Source organism: Psychrobacillus syltrankelensis, assembly GCF_055454035.1.
Genome location: NZ_CM144227.1, coordinates 1,701,860 through 1,724,755, shown reverse-complemented (window position 1 = coordinate 1,724,755; position 22,896 = coordinate 1,701,860). Strand labels below are relative to the sequence as shown.

19 protein-coding genes are annotated in these 22,896 nt (G+C 35.2%); 11 read left to right on the top strand and 8 right to left on the bottom strand.

Annotation, left to right across the window (positions count from 1 at the left end; translation table 11 throughout):
- Positions 1-599: 599 nt before the first annotated feature.
- Genes ACTSKG_RS08435 through ACTSKG_RS08425 form a run of 3 tightly spaced genes read right to left on the bottom strand, consistent with a single transcriptional unit; the run spans position 600 to position 4,854 of the window.
- The gene (locus tag ACTSKG_RS08435; protein ID WP_464757738.1) at positions 600-977 is read right to left on the bottom strand and encodes a carboxymuconolactone decarboxylase family protein; all 378 of its coding nucleotides are present in this window, start codon (positions 975-977) and stop codon (positions 600-602) included.
- Between the two features lies 1 nt (position 978).
- Complete coding sequence (locus ACTSKG_RS08430; RefSeq protein WP_464757737.1) at positions 979-2,613, bottom strand: thiamine pyrophosphate-binding protein; 1,635 nt, start codon at positions 2,611-2,613, stop codon at positions 979-981.
- A gap of 15 nt (positions 2,614-2,628) precedes the next feature.
- On the bottom strand, positions 2,629-4,854 hold the full coding sequence (locus ACTSKG_RS08425) for an EAL domain-containing protein (RefSeq protein ID WP_464757736.1): 2,226 nt from the start codon (positions 4,852-4,854) through the stop codon (positions 2,629-2,631).
- 848 nt (positions 4,855-5,702) lie between these two features.
- Here ACTSKG_RS08425 and ACTSKG_RS08420 point away from each other — a divergent pair.
- Complete coding sequence (locus ACTSKG_RS08420; RefSeq protein ID WP_464757735.1) at positions 5,703-7,034, top strand: MFS transporter; 1,332 nt, start codon at positions 5,703-5,705, stop codon at positions 7,032-7,034.
- A 421-nt stretch (positions 7,035-7,455) separates the two neighbouring features.
- On the opposite strand, the gene ACTSKG_RS08415 is transcribed toward ACTSKG_RS08420, so the two are convergent.
- A complete protein-coding gene (locus ACTSKG_RS08415; protein WP_464757734.1) occupies positions 7,456-8,289 on the bottom strand; it encodes a DUF2599 domain-containing protein in 834 nt (277 codons plus the stop codon).
- Positions 8,290-8,569: 280 nt separating this feature from the next.
- On the opposite strand from ACTSKG_RS08415, the gene ACTSKG_RS08410 reads away from it, so the two are divergent.
- From ACTSKG_RS08410 to rbsK, 7 genes are all read left to right on the top strand, one after another.
- Complete coding sequence (locus tag ACTSKG_RS08410; protein WP_464757733.1) at positions 8,570-9,574, top strand: LacI family DNA-binding transcriptional regulator; 1,005 nt, start codon at positions 8,570-8,572, stop codon at positions 9,572-9,574.
- A gap of 11 nt (positions 9,575-9,585) precedes the next feature.
- The gene (locus ACTSKG_RS08405; RefSeq protein WP_464757732.1) at positions 9,586-10,542 is read left to right on the top strand and encodes a nucleoside hydrolase; all 957 of its coding nucleotides are present in this window, start codon (positions 9,586-9,588) and stop codon (positions 10,540-10,542) included.
- Positions 10,543-10,568: 26 nt separating this feature from the next.
- The gene (locus tag ACTSKG_RS08400; protein ID WP_464757731.1) at positions 10,569-11,168 is read left to right on the top strand and encodes an ECF transporter S component; all 600 of its coding nucleotides are present in this window, start codon (positions 10,569-10,571) and stop codon (positions 11,166-11,168) included.
- Between the two features lie 80 nt (positions 11,169-11,248).
- Entirely contained in the window at positions 11,249-11,992 is a 744-nt protein-coding gene (locus ACTSKG_RS08395) for an energy-coupling factor transporter transmembrane component T family protein (protein WP_464757730.1), read from the top strand.
- Complete coding sequence (locus tag ACTSKG_RS08390) at positions 11,989-12,849, top strand: energy-coupling factor ABC transporter ATP-binding protein (RefSeq protein WP_464757729.1); 861 nt, start codon at positions 11,989-11,991, stop codon at positions 12,847-12,849. Before ACTSKG_RS08395 ends, ACTSKG_RS08390 begins: the two co-directional genes overlap by 4 nt.
- Entirely contained in the window at positions 12,842-13,666 is an 825-nt protein-coding gene (locus ACTSKG_RS08385; protein WP_464757728.1) for an energy-coupling factor ABC transporter ATP-binding protein, read from the top strand. Before ACTSKG_RS08390 ends, ACTSKG_RS08385 begins: the two co-directional genes overlap by 8 nt.
- A 17-nt stretch (positions 13,667-13,683) precedes the next feature.
- Positions 13,684-14,565: a ribokinase gene (gene rbsK, locus ACTSKG_RS08380; RefSeq protein ID WP_464757727.1), complete on the top strand. Its 882-nt coding sequence runs from the start codon at positions 13,684-13,686 to the stop codon at positions 14,563-14,565.
- A gap of 397 nt (positions 14,566-14,962) precedes the next feature.
- On the opposite strand, the gene ACTSKG_RS08375 is transcribed toward rbsK, so the two are convergent.
- On the bottom strand, positions 14,963-15,937 hold the full coding sequence (locus ACTSKG_RS08375; protein WP_464757726.1) for a sensor domain-containing diguanylate cyclase: 975 nt from the start codon (positions 15,935-15,937) through the stop codon (positions 14,963-14,965).
- 1,120 nt (positions 15,938-17,057) lie between these two features.
- On the opposite strand from ACTSKG_RS08375, the gene ACTSKG_RS08370 reads away from it, so the two are divergent.
- Positions 17,058-18,323, top strand: a complete 1,266-nt coding sequence (locus ACTSKG_RS08370) for an ATP-binding protein (protein WP_464757725.1) — start codon at positions 17,058-17,060, stop codon at positions 18,321-18,323.
- 232 nt (positions 18,324-18,555) lie between these two features.
- Here the strand turns inward: ACTSKG_RS08370 and ACTSKG_RS08365 are convergent, their stop codons facing one another.
- The 3 genes from ACTSKG_RS08365 to ACTSKG_RS08355 all read right to left on the bottom strand — a co-directional run bounded on the left by ACTSKG_RS08365 (position 18,556) and on the right by ACTSKG_RS08355 (position 20,762).
- Positions 18,556-19,350 (bottom strand): hypothetical protein, encoded by a 795-nt coding sequence (locus ACTSKG_RS08365; protein ID WP_464757724.1) that lies wholly within the window; start codon positions 19,348-19,350, stop codon positions 18,556-18,558.
- A gap of 347 nt (positions 19,351-19,697) precedes the next feature.
- Positions 19,698-20,537 (bottom strand): putative bifunctional diguanylate cyclase/phosphodiesterase, encoded by an 840-nt coding sequence (locus ACTSKG_RS08360; RefSeq protein WP_464757723.1) that lies wholly within the window; start codon positions 20,535-20,537, stop codon positions 19,698-19,700.
- Between the two features lie 93 nt (positions 20,538-20,630).
- On the bottom strand, positions 20,631-20,762 hold the full coding sequence (locus ACTSKG_RS08355; RefSeq protein ID WP_464757722.1) for a hypothetical protein: 132 nt from the start codon (positions 20,760-20,762) through the stop codon (positions 20,631-20,633).
- 47 nt (positions 20,763-20,809) lie between these two features.
- Here ACTSKG_RS08355 and ACTSKG_RS08350 point away from each other — a divergent pair, with 47 nt between their 5' ends.
- Entirely contained in the window at positions 20,810-21,685 is an 876-nt protein-coding gene (locus ACTSKG_RS08350; protein WP_464757999.1) for a helix-turn-helix domain-containing protein, read from the top strand.
- 580 nt (positions 21,686-22,265) lie between these two features.
- Positions 22,266-22,724, top strand: coding sequence for a VanZ family protein (locus ACTSKG_RS08345; RefSeq protein ID WP_464757721.1), 459 nt, complete (start codon positions 22,266-22,268; stop codon positions 22,722-22,724).
- The last annotated feature ends 172 nt before the right edge of the window (positions 22,725-22,896 follow it).

Below are 22,896 nucleotides of genomic sequence, written 5' to 3'. Positions count from 1 at the left end.
CAGAAACAATTCTGACAATTGACTACAATTGTAAACGCTAATATAAAGTGAGTAGTTTTTTACAAATAAGATTGAGCAGATTTCCTCTTCAAAACTAACATAAAAAAGTTTGAATAAATTTAATAAAAGATGTTTAATCATATTTAAGTGGGGTATATAAATAGTACAAGGCGGAACTACCGTAGGAAGGGATTGGTAAACCATGAGTTTACAAGAGACTCCAATGGATGATTTGCACAGCCTTGGCGGAAAATTTGCTTTACTGACGAAAGGTACTCTCGTCGGGAACCGGTATATTTAGGTTTCGATCCAGCGTATTTTATCTGCAAGTGAAAGAAAAGTTTTTTGTGGAAGTGCACCTTAATGTCTGATGGTTCCGAATCAGACGACATAACTGCACTGACGAGATGAATGATGAAATTGTCAGTAACGGTTTAACTAAGCAACATTAACAAATTTTCCGAGTGTATTCCCTATTTAGGGAAAGAAGAAAGCGTAGTCCAATTAGGATTGCGCTTTTTTCTTTCCTTTTTTTGTCTCTGTAGAAAAGAAAAAAGCAACCGCTTGAAAATCTTCGGTTGCTTTCTTTATAAAACAAACTATTTCTCTGTTTCCTTAAAAATCTCTCCAGCAATCCCCATTGCCTGAACGGCTTTTGGAAACCCGGTATATCCGGCACAATGTATGATGATTTCGACAATTTCTTCTTTGGAGAGCCCAACGTTAAGAGCTGCTTGTAAGTGAACTTTCAGCTGATCGAACGCTCCCTGTGTGATAAGTGTTGTAAGAGTGATCACTTCCCGTTGTGCGTGGGAAAGTGTGTTTCTTCCGTAAAGTTCCCCAAATCCGAAGGACACAATCATCTCCCAAAAGTCAGGGGAAATATTTTTTATCCCAGACATGCCATTTCGAACTTCTTCGGAAAATAATTCTTCCATTGCTTGTATACCGGACTCGTATGATTTGTTATTTACCATCTTACTGCCTCCCCATAGTTGGTGGAATTTCGTTTTCATCCACCAATGCCTCAATCACAATTGGTTTGTTTGTTTTTTCAATTCTATTTAGTGCCTCTATTATTCTATCACTTAAATCAAATGGGTTATAACAAGTGTATGCTTCTAGTCCCATTGATTCTGCAAAACGAGCTACATCAAGAGGAGTCTCATAAACGCCACCTATAGAAGTGCCAATCATTTTTTGCATTCCTTTTTCCACCATATCCAATCGTCCATTGTTCAACACGATGAACAGTACAGAGGAGTTATAATTGTACGCCGTGGAAAGTTCCGTACCGTGCATGAACATACATCCATCTCCAACTAAGCATACAATTGTTTCTGTAGGAGCTGCTAGTTTTGCACCGATGGCATAGCCAATTCCATTGCCCATCGCACCGAATATATCATCAAAGAAGAAAGTGCCCGGCTTGTATATGTCAAAGTGTTTAATTCCGTAAAAAGAGTGGCTCCCATCGTCTCCAAAAATAACCGAGTCGTTTGGGAGTGCGTAACGCATCGCTCGTAATACTTGGACTGCAGACATGCGCTCTCCTGGATTATTTTCTTCAAGCGGAATTGGCTCGATTTGTTTTAAAAAAGTTTCGCTATCGGTTTTTGGTATATCCTTTAATATAGCTGTAAGATTCGCTTTTATATCCCCAAGCACAGGAGTAGTCGGTACTTGAATGGATTTCCCGATAAAGGTTGGGTCATAGTCAAAGTGAACAATGTGCTCCGGATACATCGCTTCCGTTAAACCAGGGATGGACATATCACTTAGTTTGGAACCGATGACTAGTAGTAGGTCAACCTTTTCCTGTAAGTATGCCGTCGCTTCGATGGTACCTCCCAAACCGAATGCCCCTAATGACAGCGAATGATTGGAAGGAAATGTCCCTTTTCCACCTGGTGTTGTAATGACAGGAATGCTCCAATGCTCCGCAAGATGCTGTACTTCTTCGTACGCTCGACTTGAATGAACGCCTTTTCCTAGGAATAGAAGGGGACGCTTGGCCATATTCAGCTTATCGATTACTTCACTTGTTTTAGGTGAAATCATATCATGAGACACTGGTAAATCCAGTTGGAATGGTTCAATCTCTTCTAATAAAATATCAAACGGAATGGACAGATGCACAGGTCCTTTTACACCGGTTAATGCTTTTTCAAGCGCATGCTGTAGGAAAGGCTGTAGCATATCTGCTCTTTCTATTCGCGCACTGAACTTCGTAACAGATTTGAACATATCTACAAGATCAGAACCAAATATGCTGGAGTCCTGGCCCATTGCTTTTCCAGTATCTTTCATCGATGGGTGTCCTGTGATAATTAATAGAGGAAGATTAGATGCTTTCGCCTGGCCAGCAGCAGTAAGAAGGTTAGTCCCACCGGGTCCAGACGTACCAACTGCGACCCCTATTTTCTGATTCATTAACGCATAGCCGGAAGCTTCAAACCCTGCGGCTGCTTCGTGTTTACTTAATACAAATTCCATCTTATGATACAATATCTCGAATAATATAGGAGATACTGCTTTTCCAGGAATGCCAAAAATATGATGGATTCCCCAATGTTTAAAATTTGCTACTAATATAGATGAAGTGGTTTTCATGCTGTCCTACTCCTTTTATGATCTAGGTTGTTCTAAATAGATTTTCTCAATTTCGTCAGCTGGAAGTGGTTTGCTAAAGAAATAACCCTGTGAGATATCACACTGGTAGTTTTTTAGAAAATTAAGCTGCTCCTTTGTTTCTACACCTTCTGCGATAACCTCTTTATGAAGGTTATGTGCTAATGTGATAATGGCTTTTACAATTACAGCATCCTTCTCATTGTTCATTAATTCACTCACAAAGGATTTGTCAATCTTAATATAATCTATCGGAAAATTTTTCAGATAATTGAATGAGCTATAACCTGTTCCAAAATCATCAATACTGATGCCAATACCGAGAGCTTTTAGCTGTTCCAATACTTGAATGGAGTAGTCGTACTCCATCGCCATATATTCGGTAATCTCAACGACAACATAGGCTGGATCGATAGCTGTACGTTTCAATACATCTTCCATAAATGGTATGAGATTTCCGGTAAGAAATTGCTGCGTCGATAGATTAACGGAAATTTTTACTGGTATCATTCCAGCATCATGCCATTTTTTGTTTTGGGAACAGGCCTCATCGATGACCCACTCTCCAATTTGGGTGATCAATCCGTTTTCTTCTGCAAGTTTGATAAACTTTCCTGGTGGTATTAGACCTAACGTAGGATGCTGCCAACGGATCAACGCTTCGAATCCAACCAATTTACCGCTTTCGTTATTAATTTGTGGCTGATAATGGAGAACAAACTCATTCTCCTCCAATGCTTTTCTTAAATCGACCTCGAGCATATATTCTTCCATCATAATATCTAATAATTCGGAAGTATGAACGACATAGCGGTTTTTCCCTTGTGATTTTGCCTTATACATCGCATTATCAGCGTAGACCATGAGATTATCCATTGAAATAGGGTAATCGGGATAAATCGCAACCCCAATACTCACTGTCGTATGTAATTCTTTTTTCCCGACATGAAATGGTTTATCAAACAGTTGAAGTATCTCTTTTGCTTTTTTCGTGACATACTCAGGATCAACAAAATCTTTCAGTAAGAAAACAAATTCATCGCCACCCATTCGGCCAAGTATATCCTTTTCCCCAAGACAACTACTTAAACGCTTGCTAACCTCAATTAGGAACTTATCCCCGTAAGAATGATTAAAGTTATCATTAATGATTTTAAAACGATCCAGATCGATATATAAAAGAGCCAAAGTCCGATGATGTCTTGCGTGCAGATCTTTTATAATGGCTTCTAAGTCCTTTTTAATATATCGTCTGTTTGGTAGATTTGTTAAATCATCATGATAAGCCAAGTAATTATACTTCTCTTGCAGTAAGTAACGATCGGAAATGTCCCTAAACTGACCAAAGGCACCTATCATTTTGTCTTCTTTATAAATTGGCTGCGCATCGAACAAGCAGACAATGAGGTTACCCTCGTCGTCATTAAATTTCAATTCTTCATTATTATATATTTTTCCTTGCTCCAGAACTTTTTTAAAATAGTGTCCCGTTAGAGGTGATTCACATATATTTCTTCCCACAACTGACTCTCTACTGTTATTCGAAATTTTTTGAGCAAAATTATTAAACTCGGTAGTGATTCCATTCTCATCCGTAATAACAATCCCATTTCTAGTTCTACTTAACATAATCTGATTCATAATATTAAGCTTTTTATTCTGTTTCCTTAATAATAGTTCTCTCTCAATGGAATCAACCGCCTGGGTTAGCATCGTTAAAAAAAGTGCATTCTGAAACTGGATAGGCATCATAATGCACACACTACCAAGCAAGTTATTATCATCAGTATAATGAAATGCAGTCCCATAACAAGCAATGCCATGAAGAAACGTGTGATAATGTTGCTCACCAATCAAACTGATTGGATGCTTGTATTGCAAAGACAGACTAATAACATTCGTACCTGTATCTTCTTGGGTGAATAGGCTACCAGATTTGATCCCAAATTGTTCGATGGTAGACTTTATCGTTTCATCTCCCTCAATTTCAAGAAGATAACCAGTCGCATCCGAAACAACCACAAGTATCGGGGTACCTTTCAAGGAATCCAGTAGCTTATTCGAGAAAAAATGCACAACTGACAGTATTTCACTATATGATTTTCTCTTTTTTTCAAATTCCGCTTCACTCAAAAATTTTTTTGGACTGGATACAACATTCGGATCCATTCCTGCCTCTATGCACATTCTCTTAGATTCTATAATGTAGTACGGTTCCGTCATATTCCTGTTCTCCTCCTAACGCTTTTACGAATAATATATAAACTAAACTAAAAGTTGTTTGTAGTCGTTTTTTGTCTTAAAAATGGATAAAAAGTTACTTTAATACTAGCATTATTTCGACAAAATAAGTATAAAGAACTCTATTATACTTTACCGCATTATATTGGTAAGTTCAATGAGGGGTAGACTTGGAAAACCGCCCTCAAGTTGGCAGACATTTCCTGTAATCTACACTCGTCTTTCCGGCCTAGATTGTCCCGTTAATCCAATAAAAACGCATCCTTGGGTCAGTAATAATTATACACTATTCCGACAATTAACTACTATTTAATAAAGTGTTGTCCAGGAAAATGACTTTATTTTATGCTGAAACTTCAAAACCAGAACGTGGAAAACTCGTCCCTAAAAACGCCTCCCTGTGTAAGAAACAATTCTACACTATTCTGACAATAAACGACAATTCACTCTTAAATATTATTAATATACCTGCTCTAGGAAAATGTGAAGCGTCTCTGTGGTAAATTAGCTACAATTCAAATGAAGATACAATTATGCGAAAAATGGAAGAAAAAAAAGGTGTTTTGTGCACCTTGTTTTTTTGGTCCTCTAAAAAGCTTCGCTAATGTTAGGAGGAGGTGGATATAGTCCTCTTTCTGTAAGGTTATAGCTAGAAAAATTTGAATAATACTCTGTTAAAGTTAAAAGTTATGTAATAGGATAAAGAGAATGAGTGAACAACATGATTAGCAAACAGAGCATTAAAAGACGTAATTGAATGGGTAAAAGCGTATTTTGCTAAAACGTTAGTAGGTACTCTACAAATAAAACTTTGAAAAAAGGAGATACTTATGTCACAGAAACAGAACGAATCAGATGGCCTTGAAATTCAGTCAGATTTGATACAGAAATACATAGATTCACCTGAAAAACTGCAGAGTCTGTACCGACGGACTTTATGGATTGTGGTCATTTCACAAATTTTCGGAGGAGCGGGACTTGCAGCAGGTATTACAGTTGGGGCTCTTCTCGCAAAGGATATGCTCGGATCCGACAGCTTTGCTGGAGTGCCAGTTGCGTTGTTAACGTTTGGATCTGCGGGAGCAGCATTAATAGTTGGTAAGTTGTCGCAGCGATACGGCCGCCGCTCAGGGCTTGCTACAGGATTTTTAGCCGGAGGACTTGGGGCAATCGGCGTCGTGATTGCCGCATTAAGTGATAATATTTTCTTGCTTTTTGCTTCACTGCTGATTTATGGAGCGGGTTCGGCTACAAACTTACAAGCTCGCTATGCAGGGACGGATTTAGCAAATTCGAAACAACGGGGAACAGCTATAAGTATTGCAATGGTTTCCACTACTTTCGGTGCTTTTGCAGGTCCGAACTTGGTTGGGGTGATGGGTAAGTTTGCAACCTCAATCGGTGTTCCTGCACTAGCTGGACCATTTATATTGGGGGCAGCTGCGTATATAGTTGCCGGTTTGGTACTTCTGATATTATTGCGTCCGGATCCTTTAAACGTTTCAAAAGCTATGACCAATCTAAAGGAAAAGAGTGTTACCAATTCTTTAGAAACAAATTCCGACCTGACGCAAGTAAACCAAAGAGGTATCTTTTTGGGTGCAACTGTGATGGTTATTACCCAGATTGTCATGGTTGGGATTATGACGATGACGCCTGTGCATATGGGGCATCACGGTCATGATTTAAATGATATTGGGATGGTGATTGGTTTCCATATTGCTGCGATGTATTTACCGTCATTATTGACGGGTATGCTTGTTGACAAGTTAGGGAGAGTTGTCATGACAATTGCTTCAGGCGCTACTTTACTTGCTGCTGGAATAGTTGCAGCTGCGGCTCCAGGCGATTCCTTGCTTGTACTTATCATCGCACTTTCTCTGCTCGGGCTAGGGTGGAACATTGGTATGATTAGTAGCACAGCCCTTATCGTGGATTCTACGGAACCATCTACTCGCGCAAAGACACAGGGAACGGTGGATGTCTTGGTTGCACTTGCTGGTGCTTCTGGAGGTGTATTTTCTGGAATTGTAGCGGCACAAACTAGTTACGCGACCCTCTCACTAGCCGGAGGTGTACTGTCATTATTGCTCATTCCAATTGTCATTTGGTCTACTAAAGCTAAGCGTAGGGTTAAGATTGCTAGGGACGTGTCCCTGTGACAGAAACAATTCTACACTATTCTGATAACTGACTACATTTCAAGATTCTTTACAACCAATAATACCTCCTATACTGATTTAAGTGTAGGAGGTATTTGTCTTTAGTGTCTACCCCGTGTAAGAGATAAACTAGACGGATCAGTCGCTTTGTTTAGGAAGGGAGGGAAGGAGTGAAGCACCGTGAAAGAAAAAATTCTACAATATTCTGGAAACTAACTGAAATTTGTAGCACTTAAGGAATGGGGTAACCTTGAATATTTTAGTAATAGGAGGTGCAGGATATATTGGTTCTAGAGGCTGGGCATTCTGTGATTATTGCAGAAATCTATGTAATAGTAGAAGTAAATATAAAATCGGGAATATTATAATTTTTTTCCTGCGTCCAAAAAATCCTTATTTAATTGTGTCTCGCACAGGGAAATTATGGATTGCATGCCGCTATAACAGTGGCAAAGTAGCCTTTGTTTGGTCTTGCCGGTTCTATGTTCCAAGGATTTTTATTCTTGGCAAAATCGAAGTGACAATCGAATTGATTTTTCATGCCCTCTGTATTCGACCATGTTGTATTAATCCCATGAGCATATAATACTTTATCCCAAGCATCCTTTTTTTTGACGCCAGCTTCCCCATCGTTATCTGCTGAAATAAGGAATGGATTGTGTGTTAGGCTTAGTGATTCAATTCCACCCCTATTTACCCATTCACCTTTAGAAAAATAAGTTAAATAAGTGGAAGCGGTTATTACTACTTCAATGTTAAAAGCTTCTGATAGATCATTTGAATTTACATATAATACTATAGTATTGCTTCCTTTGATTTTGGAAGTTATTTTTACTTTTTCGGAATTTTCTACAGCTTTCGTAGTAATTACTCCAATTGATTTGTGCTCTTTATTATAAATATTTTCTGCATTAAATGTTTTCCCATTATCATCTTGATAAAGAACTAAATATTCTCCGTTTTTAAATTCAAGAGGAATCTCTATAGTAGAGCCATAAAGAGAGGGAACGATCGTAATAGTTTCAATTGCACTATTTTCACTGTTAGTGATCATATAGTTAATAAATGCATTTTCAGTAAGATTTTTTAGTGATTTAGATTGTGTGGCTTCAATTGTTGGTGGCGCGATTCCTATGATAATTCCTTCCTCAGTGATTATATACGGTGTTTCTTTCATTGCATTCACTAATGCTGATTGACTAAAACAAACAATCATCACTAGGCTAAAAAGTCCCATAAAAGACTTGATGACCATTTTCTCCTTTTTCAGTTAGTATTATTTCAATTTTTATGAAAGAACAAGTTGGGTCGTTATCTTATATTTTATGGAGCAAGTTAGAGATTGGTGATTGAATTTGAGAATCTACCTTGTCCATTTTTAAAATGCGTCTCTGAAAAACAAAATTGAATCCAAACATTTCACGAAAAATTCTAAATTTTGTTGACAAATGTAAACGTTTACATTAATCTATTAATTAATTAGAGGGAACGTTTTCGTAAAACGTTTTCCTAACCATAGGAACAGGTGATAATACATGGGGAAATTAACGATTAAGGATATTGCTAGAGAGGCAGGTGTTTCAATTACTACTGTTTCAAGGGTGTTAAATAATAAAGCAGAAGGAATGTCAAAAGAAACACGTGAAAAAGTTTTGCAGGTAATGGAAGACTTAAATTACCAACCCAATAAATTTGCGCGTGGTCTAGTGACAAAGCGATCCAATATGCTTGGGCTAATCGTACCAAATATATCTAATCCTTTTTTTCCAGAGCTTTGCAGAGGTGCTGAAGATGAGGCAAATCAAAGAAATTATAGCCTCATTATTTGTAATTCAGACGACCAATCCCAAAAAGAAGAAAACTATTTACGATTGTTACAAGAACAACAAGTCGATGGGATTTTACTTTCAAGTAAAAATAAGTTATCCCAGATTAGCAAAGAGCAGTTGGAGAGCGGAAAAATAGCATATGTATTATTTGACCGTGGTGGTGAAGCAAGTAACCACTCAGGTGTTTTTTTAGACAACGAAAAAGGAGGGTACTTTGCTGGAAGGCATCTGGCAGACTTAGGCCACACTAAAATTGCATGTATGACAGGACCTTTAGAGATTTTGAATGCACAACAACGTCTTTCTGGATTTCAAAGCGCTTTGGCAGAAGCTTCTATAGAACTTCCTAAGTCATATATCTTAGTTGGTGACTTTAAAATGGAAGTAGCTTATCTAGTAGCAAAGAAATTTCTACAGCATAACTCCGTGACTGCAATATTTGCCAGCAATGACTTAATGGCATGTGGTATTTATCAAGCTGCTCATGAGCTAGGAATCCAAATTCCGGAACAACTATCCATTGTCGGTTTTGATGATATTCCTTTAGTAACTGCTTTGATCCCAAAGCTAACTACCGTAAGACAAGATACATATGAAATGGGACGAAAAGCAATCGAACTACTCATAAATGAAATTGAAAACAATTCATCTGAAGGAGTAGTTTTTGAACCAGCTTTAATCGTTAGAGAAAGTACGAAAAAAATAAAATGAGGTGTAATGAAATGACTATCCCTGTAATTATTGATTGTGATCCTGGTATTGATGACGTAATGGCACTAACTCTTGCTTTTGCAAATCCTGAATTAGATATTAAGTTAATCACAACAGAACCAGGAAACCAAACGCAAGAAAAAACGATTTACAATGCACTCGCTTTTACTAGTTATATGAAAAAAGACATTGAGATTGCTAGAGGACTAGACAATCCGTTTTTTCGTAAATTAGAAATTGCAGATGAAGTACATGGTGAAAATGGACTTGGCGATGTTCAGTTCCCAAAACCAACTATTAAATTAAGTGAACGAACGGCAATTCAAGCGATGAGAGAAACATTATTATCTAGTGAAGAGCAAATAATTCTCATTGCAACAGGTCCACTAACAAATGTGGGTGCACTATTATTAGCACATCCAGAAGTAAAATCAAAAATTAAATATATTTCTTATATGGGTGGGGCAGCCGTGGGGGGAAATATGACCCCAACGTCCGAGTTTAATGTGTATGTGGACCCTCATGCTGCAGAAATTGTTTTTCAATCAGGAATTCCGATTATAATGAGTGGCCTCGATGTTACACATAAAGCTTATGTGACATTGGAAGAACTAGAGAGTATTGAGGAAATTGGATCTGATTTTGCTCAAAAAATTGGTAAAATGCTTCGTTTTTATATACACACTGCAAAGCAAACCGCATTTCATAGTCCTGAATTTGAAAATCGTATTCGTTTACATGACTTATGCGCGGTCTCTTATGTAATAACACCTGAATTATTTGAAGGGGATGACTGTTTTGTAGCAGTTGAATTGGAGGGGAAACTGACTGCTGGAACTACCGTAGTGGATTATGAACAACGAACTGGGCTTCCGCATAATGTAAAAGTACTTCATACGGTCCACAGAGAGAAGTTCGTCGAACAATTTCTTAATGCAGTTAAGATAATGAGCCGTCAAATCGGCTAAAAAAATTGAATAAAGGGGAGAAAAATATGAAACGCAGTTTTAAAGATGATTTTAATATGATGGCAATGTTACTAATTCCTATAGCAGTAGCTGTTAATCTAGTAGGTTTCCAGTTAGCAAGTGTACTTCGCTTACCAATCTTTTTAGATACAATTGGAACAATTTTAGTTGGTGTAATTGCAGGTCCATGGGTTGCTCTATTAGCAGGTCTTATTACAAATTTAATTAATGCTATCTTCAACCCAGTTTATTTACCTTATGCATTAACTTCTATGGCGATTGGTGTTGGAGCGGGTTATCTTTCCAAACACGGATTTTTCAAAAACATTCCTAAAACAATTGTTTCTGGTATCGTAATTACTTTGATTGCGGTTATTGTATCCGCACCGATTACAGTGCTAGTATTTGGTGGCGCTACAGGAAGTACATCATCCTTAATTACTGCTACTTTCTTAGCTTCAGGTCAAGAATTATGGACAGCAGTATTCTCTTCAAGCTTCATTACAGAAGTTGCAGATAAAGTTGTTTCTGTATTAATCGTTTACTTTATTGTAAAAGGTATGTCAGATCGATATCTATCAAAGTTAAATTATGGACACTTATATATGAAACGAAAAAACAAATAGTAATTTCTTCTCTTCTCGTTATCCTTTTGAGTATTTCAAGTGGACGAGAAGAGATTATTCTTTAAGGGGGCGTATTGCATTTGAAACAAAATTTTCTGCTTAAACTTCATCCAATGACTAAATTCTATTTCTCTCTTTTTATTTTAGGAATAGTACTCATTCTCCCGGGATACGTATTTGCATTTTCTATCTTCCCCTTTTTAATACTAATAGCAGTAATAGCCGGTGTCTCCAAGGAGTTTATAAGTATTGTATTAAAAGCACTATTAAGTGTGTTAATGATTGTTTTTATCATGCAGATGTTTTTTTACCCTGGCGAAAATATACTTTGGGAATGGGGATTTCTCAAAATTAAACAAGAAGGGTTGAATTACGGTCTATTATTAACTTCTCGCATTCTAGCAATAGGGTCAGCTTTTATCTTATTCTTCCGAATGACGGAAGTACGTGATTTTGTTAAATCATTAGAAGATAAAGGTCTACCACCAATGGGTGCTTATGTAGTTTTATCGACGCTTCAAATTATTCCTGAAATGCGTCGTCAAGCAAATACAATTATGGAAGCGCAAAAAACTCGAGGGGTAGAAACGGAAGGTTCATTACTAGTACGCGCAAAAGGGTTTATACCAACATTAACGCCTCTCATCCTCTCCTCGATTGCGGGAACAGAAGAGCGAGCAATTACGCTTGAGTCTAGAGCTTTTTCTGCACCAGTAAAAAAGACTAGTTTGCATCAATTAACTAAAAGTAGTGCTGATCGAGTTCTACCGATTGTTTATGTGATTATTTTTGTAGCTCTACTTGTATGGAGGTTTTTCCTATGACAACGATGATTGACCTAAAAAATGTATCTTATCGATATCCAGTGAGCGATGATTTCACATTAAAGAATATTTCATTTTCTATCGAAAAAGGAAAGTTAACTGCCATTATAGGGAATAACGGATCTGGAAAAACGACATTATGCAACACAATTCGTGGATTTGTTCCTCATTTTTATAAAGGGGATTTAGAAGGGAACGTACTAGTAGATCAAGTTAATATTACGGATTATCAACTTGGGCAACTTGGAGAAAAAGTAGGATATGTATTTCAAAATCCTTTTATTCAAGTGTCAGGTGTTAAAGATAATGTTTTCGAGGAAGTAGCATATGGATTAGAGAACTTGGGCGTTCCAGTGGAAGAAATCATAGCGCGCGTCGAAGAAGTATTAAAGCTTGTAAAGATTCAACATTTACGCGATAAAAACCCATTCGAATTATCTGGTGGACAAAGACAGCGCGTCGCACTTGCATCAATTATTGTAATGGATCCAGAAATTTTGGTCATTGATGAGCCTACTTCTCAGCTTGACCCAATTGGAACAGAACAAATATTTGAGATTATCCGCTTAATGAAAGAACGTGGAAAAACAATTATTTTAGTTGAGCATAAAATGGATTTGATAGCGGAATATGCGGATGATTTACTCGTTATGCATGAAGGAGAGTTAGTAATACAAGGCCCTGTGCGAGAAGTATTCGCCAATCCTGAATTTGAAAAATATGAAATTCAATATCCTCATGTAACAGAAGTAGCACTTCTATTACAGAAATCTGGATTACCACTCTCTTTTCTTCCAATCCGAGATAACGAACTAGCTGAAGCATTAAACATGACTGGAGTGAGCAAAAATGACTGAACTTCATTTGAATAATGTAAGCTTTTCTTATCCAGATGGAACAAAAGCATTAGAAAACCTTACTCTTTCTATTTCTACAGGAGAGCGTGTTGCAATTGTAGGACAAAATGGTGCTGGAAAAACGACTGCGGTTAAATTAATGAACGGATTGTTGAAACCTACAGAAGGTACAGTTTCAGTAGGTGATTGGGATACAAAAGATCATACAACAGCACAAGTTTCAAGAAAGGTAGGCTATGTATTTCAAAATCCAGACGATCAAATATTCCATAATGATGTGGAATCCGAAGTACGTTTCGGTCCTAAAAATATGGGATTTGAGCCGGACCGAGTAGACGAACTAACTAATTGGGCTATGGAGTTATGTGGAATATCTGAATATGCTGAAGAGAACCCATATAATTTACCGTATTCTGTTAGAAAGTTCGTGACAATCGCATCCGTATTAGCAATGGATTCTGATGTTATCATTTTAGACGAACCTACTGCAGGACAAGATAAAATAGGATTGCAAATTTTAGGTGATTTACTACAAGTGCTAGAGGAAAAACAAAAATCAGTTGTTACCATTACACATGATATGGAATTTGTAACGGAATATTTTACACGAATTGTAGTGATGGCTAACCGACAACTAGTTGCAGACGATAACGCTCAACATATTTTTTATAATGCTGAAATTCTGGAAAAAAGTATGTTAAAACCTCCTGCTGTTGCTCAAATGGCAAAATTACTTGGTTTCCCTCCTGGAATTTTATTGAAAGGTCAACTAATACAAGCGATAAATACTAGCAGAGTGACTAGCAGAGTGAAATGAAAGGAGCGGAACAAGTTATGAGTATTACAGTAGTAGGGAGCACCAATATGGACCTTGTATACCGTGTTCCGCATATTGTTAAAGCTGGCGAAACGTTGCACAGTACTCAACATGAACTGTTCTTTGGTGGAAAAGGTGCAAATCAAGCAGTGACGGTTGGACAATTAGGAGCAAAAGTTAACTTTATAGGGAACGTTGGTGCAGACGACTTCGGCGTAAAAGTGAAACACAACTTGCAAGAAAAAGGGGTAAATACATCCGCCATTAGAACAGTTGGAATAACGGGGCAAGCATTTATTCAAGTTGCCGACACCGGGGAAAATTCAATCGTTCTATTTCCTGGTGCAAATTTTCTTGTTTCGACTGAACAAATTAAAGCCAGTAAAGAAATAATCGAAAGTAGTAAAATCCTGCTTTTACAATTGGAAATTCCATTAACTACAGTCGAGCTTGCTGCAAATATTGCACAATCTCAAGGTGTACATATTATATTAAACCCTGCTCCTGCTCAAAAATTAAATGATTCTTTATTGAGTAAAGTTTCCATATTAACACCAAATGAAACGGAGCTAGAAGTACTGACTGGGTTGAAAACGGAAACAGACGAGGATTTGATGCAAGCATGTTCCTTATTACTTCAAAAAGGTGTGGGAGCAATAGTCGTCACTCTAGGGGAAAAAGGTGCTTTTTACATGAATGAGCATGGGCATGGACGAGTGAACGCAAACAAAGTTCTAGTGAAAGATACAACCGGGGCTGGAGATGCATTTAATGGTGCTTTGGCGGTCGCTATATGTCAAGGAAACTCATTAAAAGACAGTATTGTATACGCATCTAATGTTGCTTCTTATGTTGTGACACAAATGGGTGCACAACCGATTTTCCCATCATCCTTTTGAAAAGCTTCCCACAAAACGCGTCCCTGTCAAAACGCGTCCCTGTGACAGAAACAATTCTAAACTACTCTGACAATGGACTATAATTTAAGATTATTTATAAACAATAATACCTCCTACACTAGAATGATTAAAGTGTAGGAGGTATTATTGTTTTTAAAGACGTATCCCTATGTAAAAGATAATTCCAAAAGGACAAAAAAACATAATTAGAAACAGAGTCTGAACTTTTCAGTGACCTCAACTTAATCGGTTTTTTACTGAAAATCTCTTTCTAGTTGACTTAACCACTCTTTTAACATTATTAATTCTGATTTTGTTTCTGTATTCTTTTGAGATATTCAAAGTCCAAAGTTTCATAGTTACTCGATAATTGAAAAAATTAAACAGATGCAGTTCCTTATTTAGTACTGCGTCTTTTCAATTTTTTTAATCTACTAGACATTTTTTTATTTTTTTCCTTATACATTTTGCTATCTGCTTCTACAAACAAGTGCTCCATTTTACCAATTGATGAAAAATGATAAGCATATCCTTTAGACATTTTTATGTTAAATGAAACAGTTGTTTCGTTGAAATAATCTATTTTATCTTGTACTTCAGCCAAAAACGTTTCTACTTGTAGGGGGTCTGTATTAATTAGTGTAATTGCGAATTCATCTCCCCCTATTCTTGCAACCTCTACCTCTTCACTCGCGGATTGCATTAATAATTTTGCGAATTCCTTTATTAAATTGTCCCCAACCTTATGTCCATACTGATCATTTATCATCTTTAATTCGTCTAGATCGCATATGATGATGGCTATTGAAACATCTACTTTCTCATTGTACTTCTGAAGCTGATTTTCAAAGTGTTCGCGATTATAAGTATCTGTTAATGCATCGTGAGTAACCTTATATTCCAACTGTTGTTGCAATAAAATTCGATCATCAATATTTCTATAAACCCCCTGTATAGCAACGAATTCACCATTTTCGTATATAGGCGTAGCGTATTCTTCAAACCATATGTATTTACCTTCGTCATTTCTCAATCTAACTACTATAGGTTTACTATAGTCAGACTTACCAGATATTTTTTCCGCAGCGATATTATAATCATCCGGATGGATTATCTCATAGAAATAATCTGGATTTTTAAGATGTTCTTCTAATGAATTAATACCTAAAAAATTTTCTATTACAGGGCTTAAATATCGATACTTTAACTTTGGTTTTACTTCGCAGTAATAAAGGATATCCTTTGAATTTTCTACGGTTTGTAACATGGGATTAAAATATTTTACTTGCTGTTGTAACTTAAGCCGCACTGAGTTTAATTTATAACATACTATTATAAGTCCTAACATCAGCAATATAACAGTTTTCAACACTAGAAAAATCCCTTTCTTCTCTAAACTTTTGCAAAGAGGATATTTTTTCAAACATGATTGATTTTAGAATAAATAATATTTCTGAAATTCCTTTTCGTACATCTTAATGTCCCTATTGTTGTTATATTTTATTTTATTATAAGACCATTTAACTAATTTGTTAATAGGTAATTTGGTATAAGTGGAGCGTTGGTAAATAACATGCCCTAACTAATAGAACTGTACATGATGAAAATATATACTGTTGCTGGGAGGGATTCTATTAAAAATATCACTACTTTTTCTGCATGTTCATTTACTGTTATCTTTAACTACTTCAAAAGTTTTTACTGCATTGTTTTTTGAAAAAATCAAGATTCTTTAACCAATAATACCTCCTACTAGAGTGATTAGAGTGTAAGAGGTATTTGTTTTCAGGGGGGCACTGTGACAGAAACAATTATCTAAAAAAACATTTTTAGTTCTGACAACTAAAAATGGATACTTTATCTTCGCCGTGGGAATACAGAAGTATATGAAACTTGGAAGTATCTTTATTGAGAGTAGGAAAAGGTTATGGGACTATTACTAAATTCATGTTTATCTACGAGCAGCGGCTGGCGTGATTGCATAAGCAATGCTATATGGAAAAAGAGTTGGGGATCATTGGATTGTTCTGTTATCGAATGTAGCGTTCGGGCTCGTAGTCTCCTACATAAGCTACATTTTTTTTCCTGATAATGATGTATCAAATAAAGTGCTCTTGAGCTCGGACTATGCGCAGTGGCTGAACTAATTGTAGGTGCGATGAGTAAAGTCACAAAAATTGTTAGCAAAATTTTACTTTATATATCTGTCATCGGTGGTTTACTTTATTTGTTTCTGAGTTAGTGATGTTTTCCTGTGTAAGAAAAAACTAAATTTGTTTTATGTATATCAAAAAGCGCTAACTTTTTAAGTTGGCACTTTTTGCTGCTATAAATAGTTCTCTAACTTATCTGTGAAAGCAATAAACTAAGGTATAATTGTAACAATTAAATTGATATAATACTCACTTGTATTATGTTGCTGAATCCAGGGTTCTATGTGACAATATAACTAAACATAATTAGCTAACCAATTGCATTAAGGAGCCAAAACAATGAAAATCAAAACTGATTTTTTTCGAATAATACCGTTTTTATATGTAATAATAGGACCTATTTGGGTTATTGGTACTGATTATTTTTTAAGCATATCTAACTTTTCGGATGAAAAAATTCTCTTTCTGGAGAAATTCAATGATTTTTTGTTCGTTCTCCTTACAGCTATTCTTTTATTTGTTTTAATAAAGAACTTAAGGGATTCTAAACAAATGGAAGAAGAAAAAGAGAAACTTTCTTTGTTAATTGATACGATGCCAGACTTCGTTTCATTCAAAGATGGGGAAGGAAAGTGGCTTCAAATAAATAAATTTGGTGCTCAGTTATTCGAGCTTGAAGGCATCGACTATAAAGGTAAAACAGATAAAGAGATGGCAGAACATACAGATTTTTATCATGATGCTTTGATTTATTGTATAGATACGGACGAAGATGCGTGGAAGGCTGGAAAGGTAAGTCGATGCGAAGAAACAGTTCCTTTAAGAGATGGTTCCAATAAAATTTTCGATGCATTTAAAGTGCCTATTTTTAATAATGATGGTTCCAGAAAAGGATTGGTCGTTATTGGAAGAGATATAACCAGTTTAAAAGAAACAGAGAAAAAGTTAAGACAATCCGAAAAAATGTCTGCACTAGGTGAACTATCTGCAGGTATTGTTCACGAAATTCGAAACCCTCTTGCAATTATTAAAGGATATTTGCAGATGGGACAAGAGAAAACCATTAAAATGGATCAGCATATTGACCTGTTAATAACCGAGATTAATCGTATTAATAGCATTGTGAACGAACTATTAATGATTGCAAAACCAACAGACATTATCTTTGCAAATCAAAGCATTAATACTATTGTGAGAGAAGTCGTTCAATTGTTTTCAATAAAAGCATCCCAACAAAATACGAAAATAAACGTGACTGACCTCGATCAATTCAATACATACTGCAATGAAAGTAAATTAAAACAAGTGTTTATAAATATTCTAAAAAACGCTTTAGAAGCAATCACTATAAATGGAGAAGTCAACATCTCTATATATGAGAAGAATGAGAAGTATTTAGCCGTTAAGATTGAGGATAATGGCTGTGGAATGGAAGAAAGTGATTTACAACACATTGGTGACCCTTTCCATAGTTTAAAAGAAAAAGGGATTGGTTTAGGAATGACTATAAGCTTTAGTATTATAGAAGCACACAAAGGTTCTATCCAAATTACAAGCGAAGTTAATGTAGGAACTAGCATAGAAGTATTGTTACCAAAACTTTGAAGTGTCTGTGTCTGAAACAAAGACACACAAATCTAGAATAAAATAACTATGATAGATAGAGGCTCACAACTAAAACCTTTAGTAACTAAAGTGATATTAGACTTGTATTACTGTAAAAGAGATTTCTATAGAATTTTTAAAATAAGAGAATTTAAAGGAGATAACACGAAAAAACAGCCGAAAATGTATCTTCGGCCGCCTACAATTAAGGGATAAACATGAAATAAGTAGATTACTTCGATGTACCAAATTGTTTTTGGATGTCTACAATTTTATAGCCTCCATTATCCATTTTTACTAATGTAATCGTATAAGTATAAGGTTTAATGGTCTCGTTTCCTTTTCGATATTCGCTTATTTTTACAATATTGGATACACCTTTTTGGTTGTCCTTATCTACAGTTATTGTTTGTTCATGCGTAATTGTTGTTTTTTCTGTCCAGCTCAAGTTTTCCTCTACAAAAAAACTTGTGTTAATAAAGTCAGTCCCTTGTGGGAAGTAATAATGTGTAACACCATTCATTTCTTTTTTTGACATGCTACTAGATATAAATTGTGAAGTAAACTCATCTGTGAAATTAGTATTAAAAAGTGTGAGTATATCCTGTCTTGTATAAGTGCCTTGTGTAGTACTATTTTGTTTTAGTCTTGCTTCTTGGAAAAGGTTCTGAAAAGTTAATATTTCTAGTTTTTTCTTAGAAGGTGTTTCGTATTTTATCTTTGCGTTTTTTTGCACAAAGCTTCCTGCTCCGACTCCATATAATCCGTTAAAACTAGATTTGTAGCTATACACCCTATATTCATCACCTTTTTTTAGAGTGCGAATGGTCGTTAGGGTACTATTAGATTCCAGTTTAACTAAAGTAGTATCTTGCAAAACAGTTACTTTTCCAATTTGTCCAATCTTTAATTCTGTCTTCCCCCACATAATTTTTCCGAATGTAGCTGCATGTGCGGAAACTCCATTAGCAATCGGTAAGGTCACAAGTATGATCGTTACTATAAGTAATTTAAATAAATTCTTCAAAACAAAGCCTCCTATTAAGTTAATAATTTAATATCATAACACTTTCATTTGGTAATACATAGATTATAAGGAACTAAAATGTATGGCATTCGGGCGTGACTAATAGGATAACAAAGGGTTGAATTTAACACGCGAACCTATATCAGCGAGAATTTGAAAACAAATGAGTCTGACACAGGTCACTATAGGATAATTCATTAATAGAATTCGGAAAGATAATTAGAAGTTTATGAGGAGGGTGGAGTGAAAGATGATGAAGCTAAGTTTAGACGAAAAAACAAATTATGTTAAGAATCGATTTATGTACGTGTAAATCATTCGATTATCAACAAAACGTGATTTTCCGTCTAAATATTATATTCAAGAGGATCTAGTTTATCTCTCTTTAGAAGTTTAGCAAACTCGATTGCGGGAATAGGTTTAGAGTACAAATAACCTTGAATCATATTGCAATTATATTTTTGTAACACGGTAAGTTGTTCGTTCGTTTCGACTCCCTCAGCAATAACACTCATTTTCAATTGATGAGATAGTTGGATAATCATTTTTACTATAAAATTGGAGTCCTCTTCATGTGAACTGCTTAAGTCTTGAATGAAAGAACGATCAATTTTAAGTATATCTATTTTTCCTTTAAATCGATTTAGTGATGAGAGCGAAGAATAACCAGTCCCAAAATCGTCTAATGCGATTTTAATGCCTAAATTCCTAAGTTCATCTAATACGGAGAAAACTACTTTTTCATTTTCTAAAAGAAATGTTTCTGTTATTTCTATTTCTAAGTATTGAGGTTCTAGTTTCGTCTCTTTTAGTGTTTCCATTATATGTGTGATTAGATCACTTTCTAAAAAGCGAGTAGCAGACAAGTTTATGGAGATTGGAATTTTCGGAAGTCCTGCATCTTGCCAAGCTTTATTTTGCTTGCATGCGGTCTTTTTAACCCATTTTCCTATCTCATTAATAAAACCTGTTTTTTCTGCAAGAGGAATAAAATCATTCGGGCTAATAGTTCCCCATTCAGGATGATTCCATCTTAGAAGTGCTTCACCGCCAACAATTTGATTGGTTTCAGCAAACACTTTAGGTTGATAATACAATTCTAATTGGTTTCGCTCAATTACATATCCAAGATCCGACTCTAGTGAAATTAATCTTGCTTCGTTATCTACGGTGTGTTTAGATTTCATTGTCGTTCTCCTTATATAATTCAGTTTAGCCCTTGCACTATTAGAAAAATCCAATAAAATTAAAGAATCGATAATTTTATTGGATAAAATTTATTAGTAGATATGTGGTAAATCTAGAGTAGTTATTGGACTGGGATTTGGATTTATTTTAGCAGCCTCATTGTTCGAGTTAGGATAAAGTGCTACTGCTAATACGATTAATAAGATAATAGATAATTTTTTCATGTTTTTTTACCGTCCTTTTTTTAAAATATGGGGTGATTTTTTTGGAAATGAAATACTTAGGTTTAGAGATTAGTAAACTTAGAGCAGAATTGGGTATGTCCCAAAAAGAGCTTGCAAAAAACATTTGTACACAGTCAACAATTAGTCGTATTGAAGCTGGAGAAGTATATCCAGCAATAGACACCTTATTAAAAATTGCATTAAAGCTGCAAGTACCAATCGAATATCTTATAGAAATGCTATTTCATAAAAATGTTTTAGAAAGTGAGAGTTTAATAAAAGATATTGAGTTTCACTTAAAAGAGCATGAATATAAAAAAGTTATTTCCATAATTGAAAAGAATAAGATAATTGCTGATAATATTTGGTTAAATTTTTACCTAGAGCAGATTTTACTTACAGCTCATTACAAGCTAAAAATGATTACCGCAGCAGAGTGTATTGCAGGTCTTAAGAACATTTTAAACTTTTCAAACCAAACAACTATCCAGTTCCGTTTCTTACATATAAAAATTAACAATACGATTGCGAATGTATATTCAGAGAACGGCGAAAGCCATAAAAGTTTATATTATTATAATAAAATCTTAAAAGAGCATATTCATAAAAATTATAGTGACTACAAAATTTATGAAACTCTTATTACCGTCCTCTTTAATAAGTGCAAAGTTCAATATGAGTTAAATGACTATGATGCTGCATTAGAAACGGCAAATCAAGGAATAAGAAAATCTAAAGAAACATCTTTTATTTTTTTAGTTGGTCAATTCTTGTATTATAAAGGACAATGCTTAGAAAAAAAGGCGGCTTCCTTTACAGAAATCAAAGAGGTATACCAACAAGCATTGTTTTTCTTCAAATTCCTAGAACTTCCTTTTTACATTCAAGCTATCGAGCAAAATAAAAAACAGTACTTAGATTAAATTGGCGACTATGCTAGCAATCTTTAATAATTCTACTGTTGAATTTTTTCCTCCGTTCTCAATTAATTAAGAAATAGTACCCATGAGTAAAGGGGGCTAGTTACAAAAAGTACTATTTGCTTAATAAATTGTGATTAAAATACCTTTTGCATTTCAAATATACTAAATTTACTTTGAAAAATCTTTACGATATGCATAAATGGATAATTTGTTTTTTAATTTATTATTATTCTTTTATCTAACCTACTTTTTTCCGTCCCAAATTCTTCGTGTAAATTTCTTAATTCCGTTAATTAAGGAAATTTTACTGTATAAAAATATTCATGAATTTTGACGTTTTTGAAACCTTTTATATTCCTACTGAGCTGCCGTAAATGTATTTTCGACAGCTTTCTTTATATGGTTGGAAAACAAATCCACCAAAAAATCCTTGAAAACTCCACTAACAATATTGAAGCCACTGTTTACTCCACAACATTATTAATTTATACGAGTATTTTGTTTTTAGAAAAAAGAGAAAAATTGGATTTTATTTGATATAATATTATTAAAACATTGGGAGAGTAAGGGAAATAATTATATGCGTAAAGAGCTTTCTTGGTTAGCCGTTATCTTATGGATGTGTTTAATATTTTATCTCTCACACCAACCAGTAACTATATCTAGCGAGTTGAGTACAGGAATAACAGAGTTAATTGAAATAACAGTAGAAAAAGTGCTACCTAATTCGGATTTTATTACAGAAAATTTTCATCACCAGGTAAGAAAAAATGCTCATTTCATTATTTATTTGGTGCTGGGTTTACTCATCATGAACTCCTTGAAGTTAAGCGGGTTTGGAAAAAGTAAAGGAATGGGAGCAACTTTACTTATTTGTGTGCTCTATGCCATCTCTGATGAAGTGCATCAGCTATTTGTAGCGGGTAGAGGTGCGCAGCTGAAGGATGTATTCATAGATAGTGCTGGGGCGATTGTAGGAATTGTTATTTATTCCGCTATCGGAAGGATAACTCATTTAACGGTTCATAAGATTCGTTGAGTGAGTTTTTTAACAGATAAGAGAGGTTTTTAACCTTTTTGGAGAATATTATAAAGTGGAAGAATTATATTATTGTCTTATTAGAACGGGTCGACGATTGTGTTTAGTTTTCCTGGGTCAAACTTATTATTTGATAATTTTATTCTTGGAAGATTGAAGATTATAAGAAAGA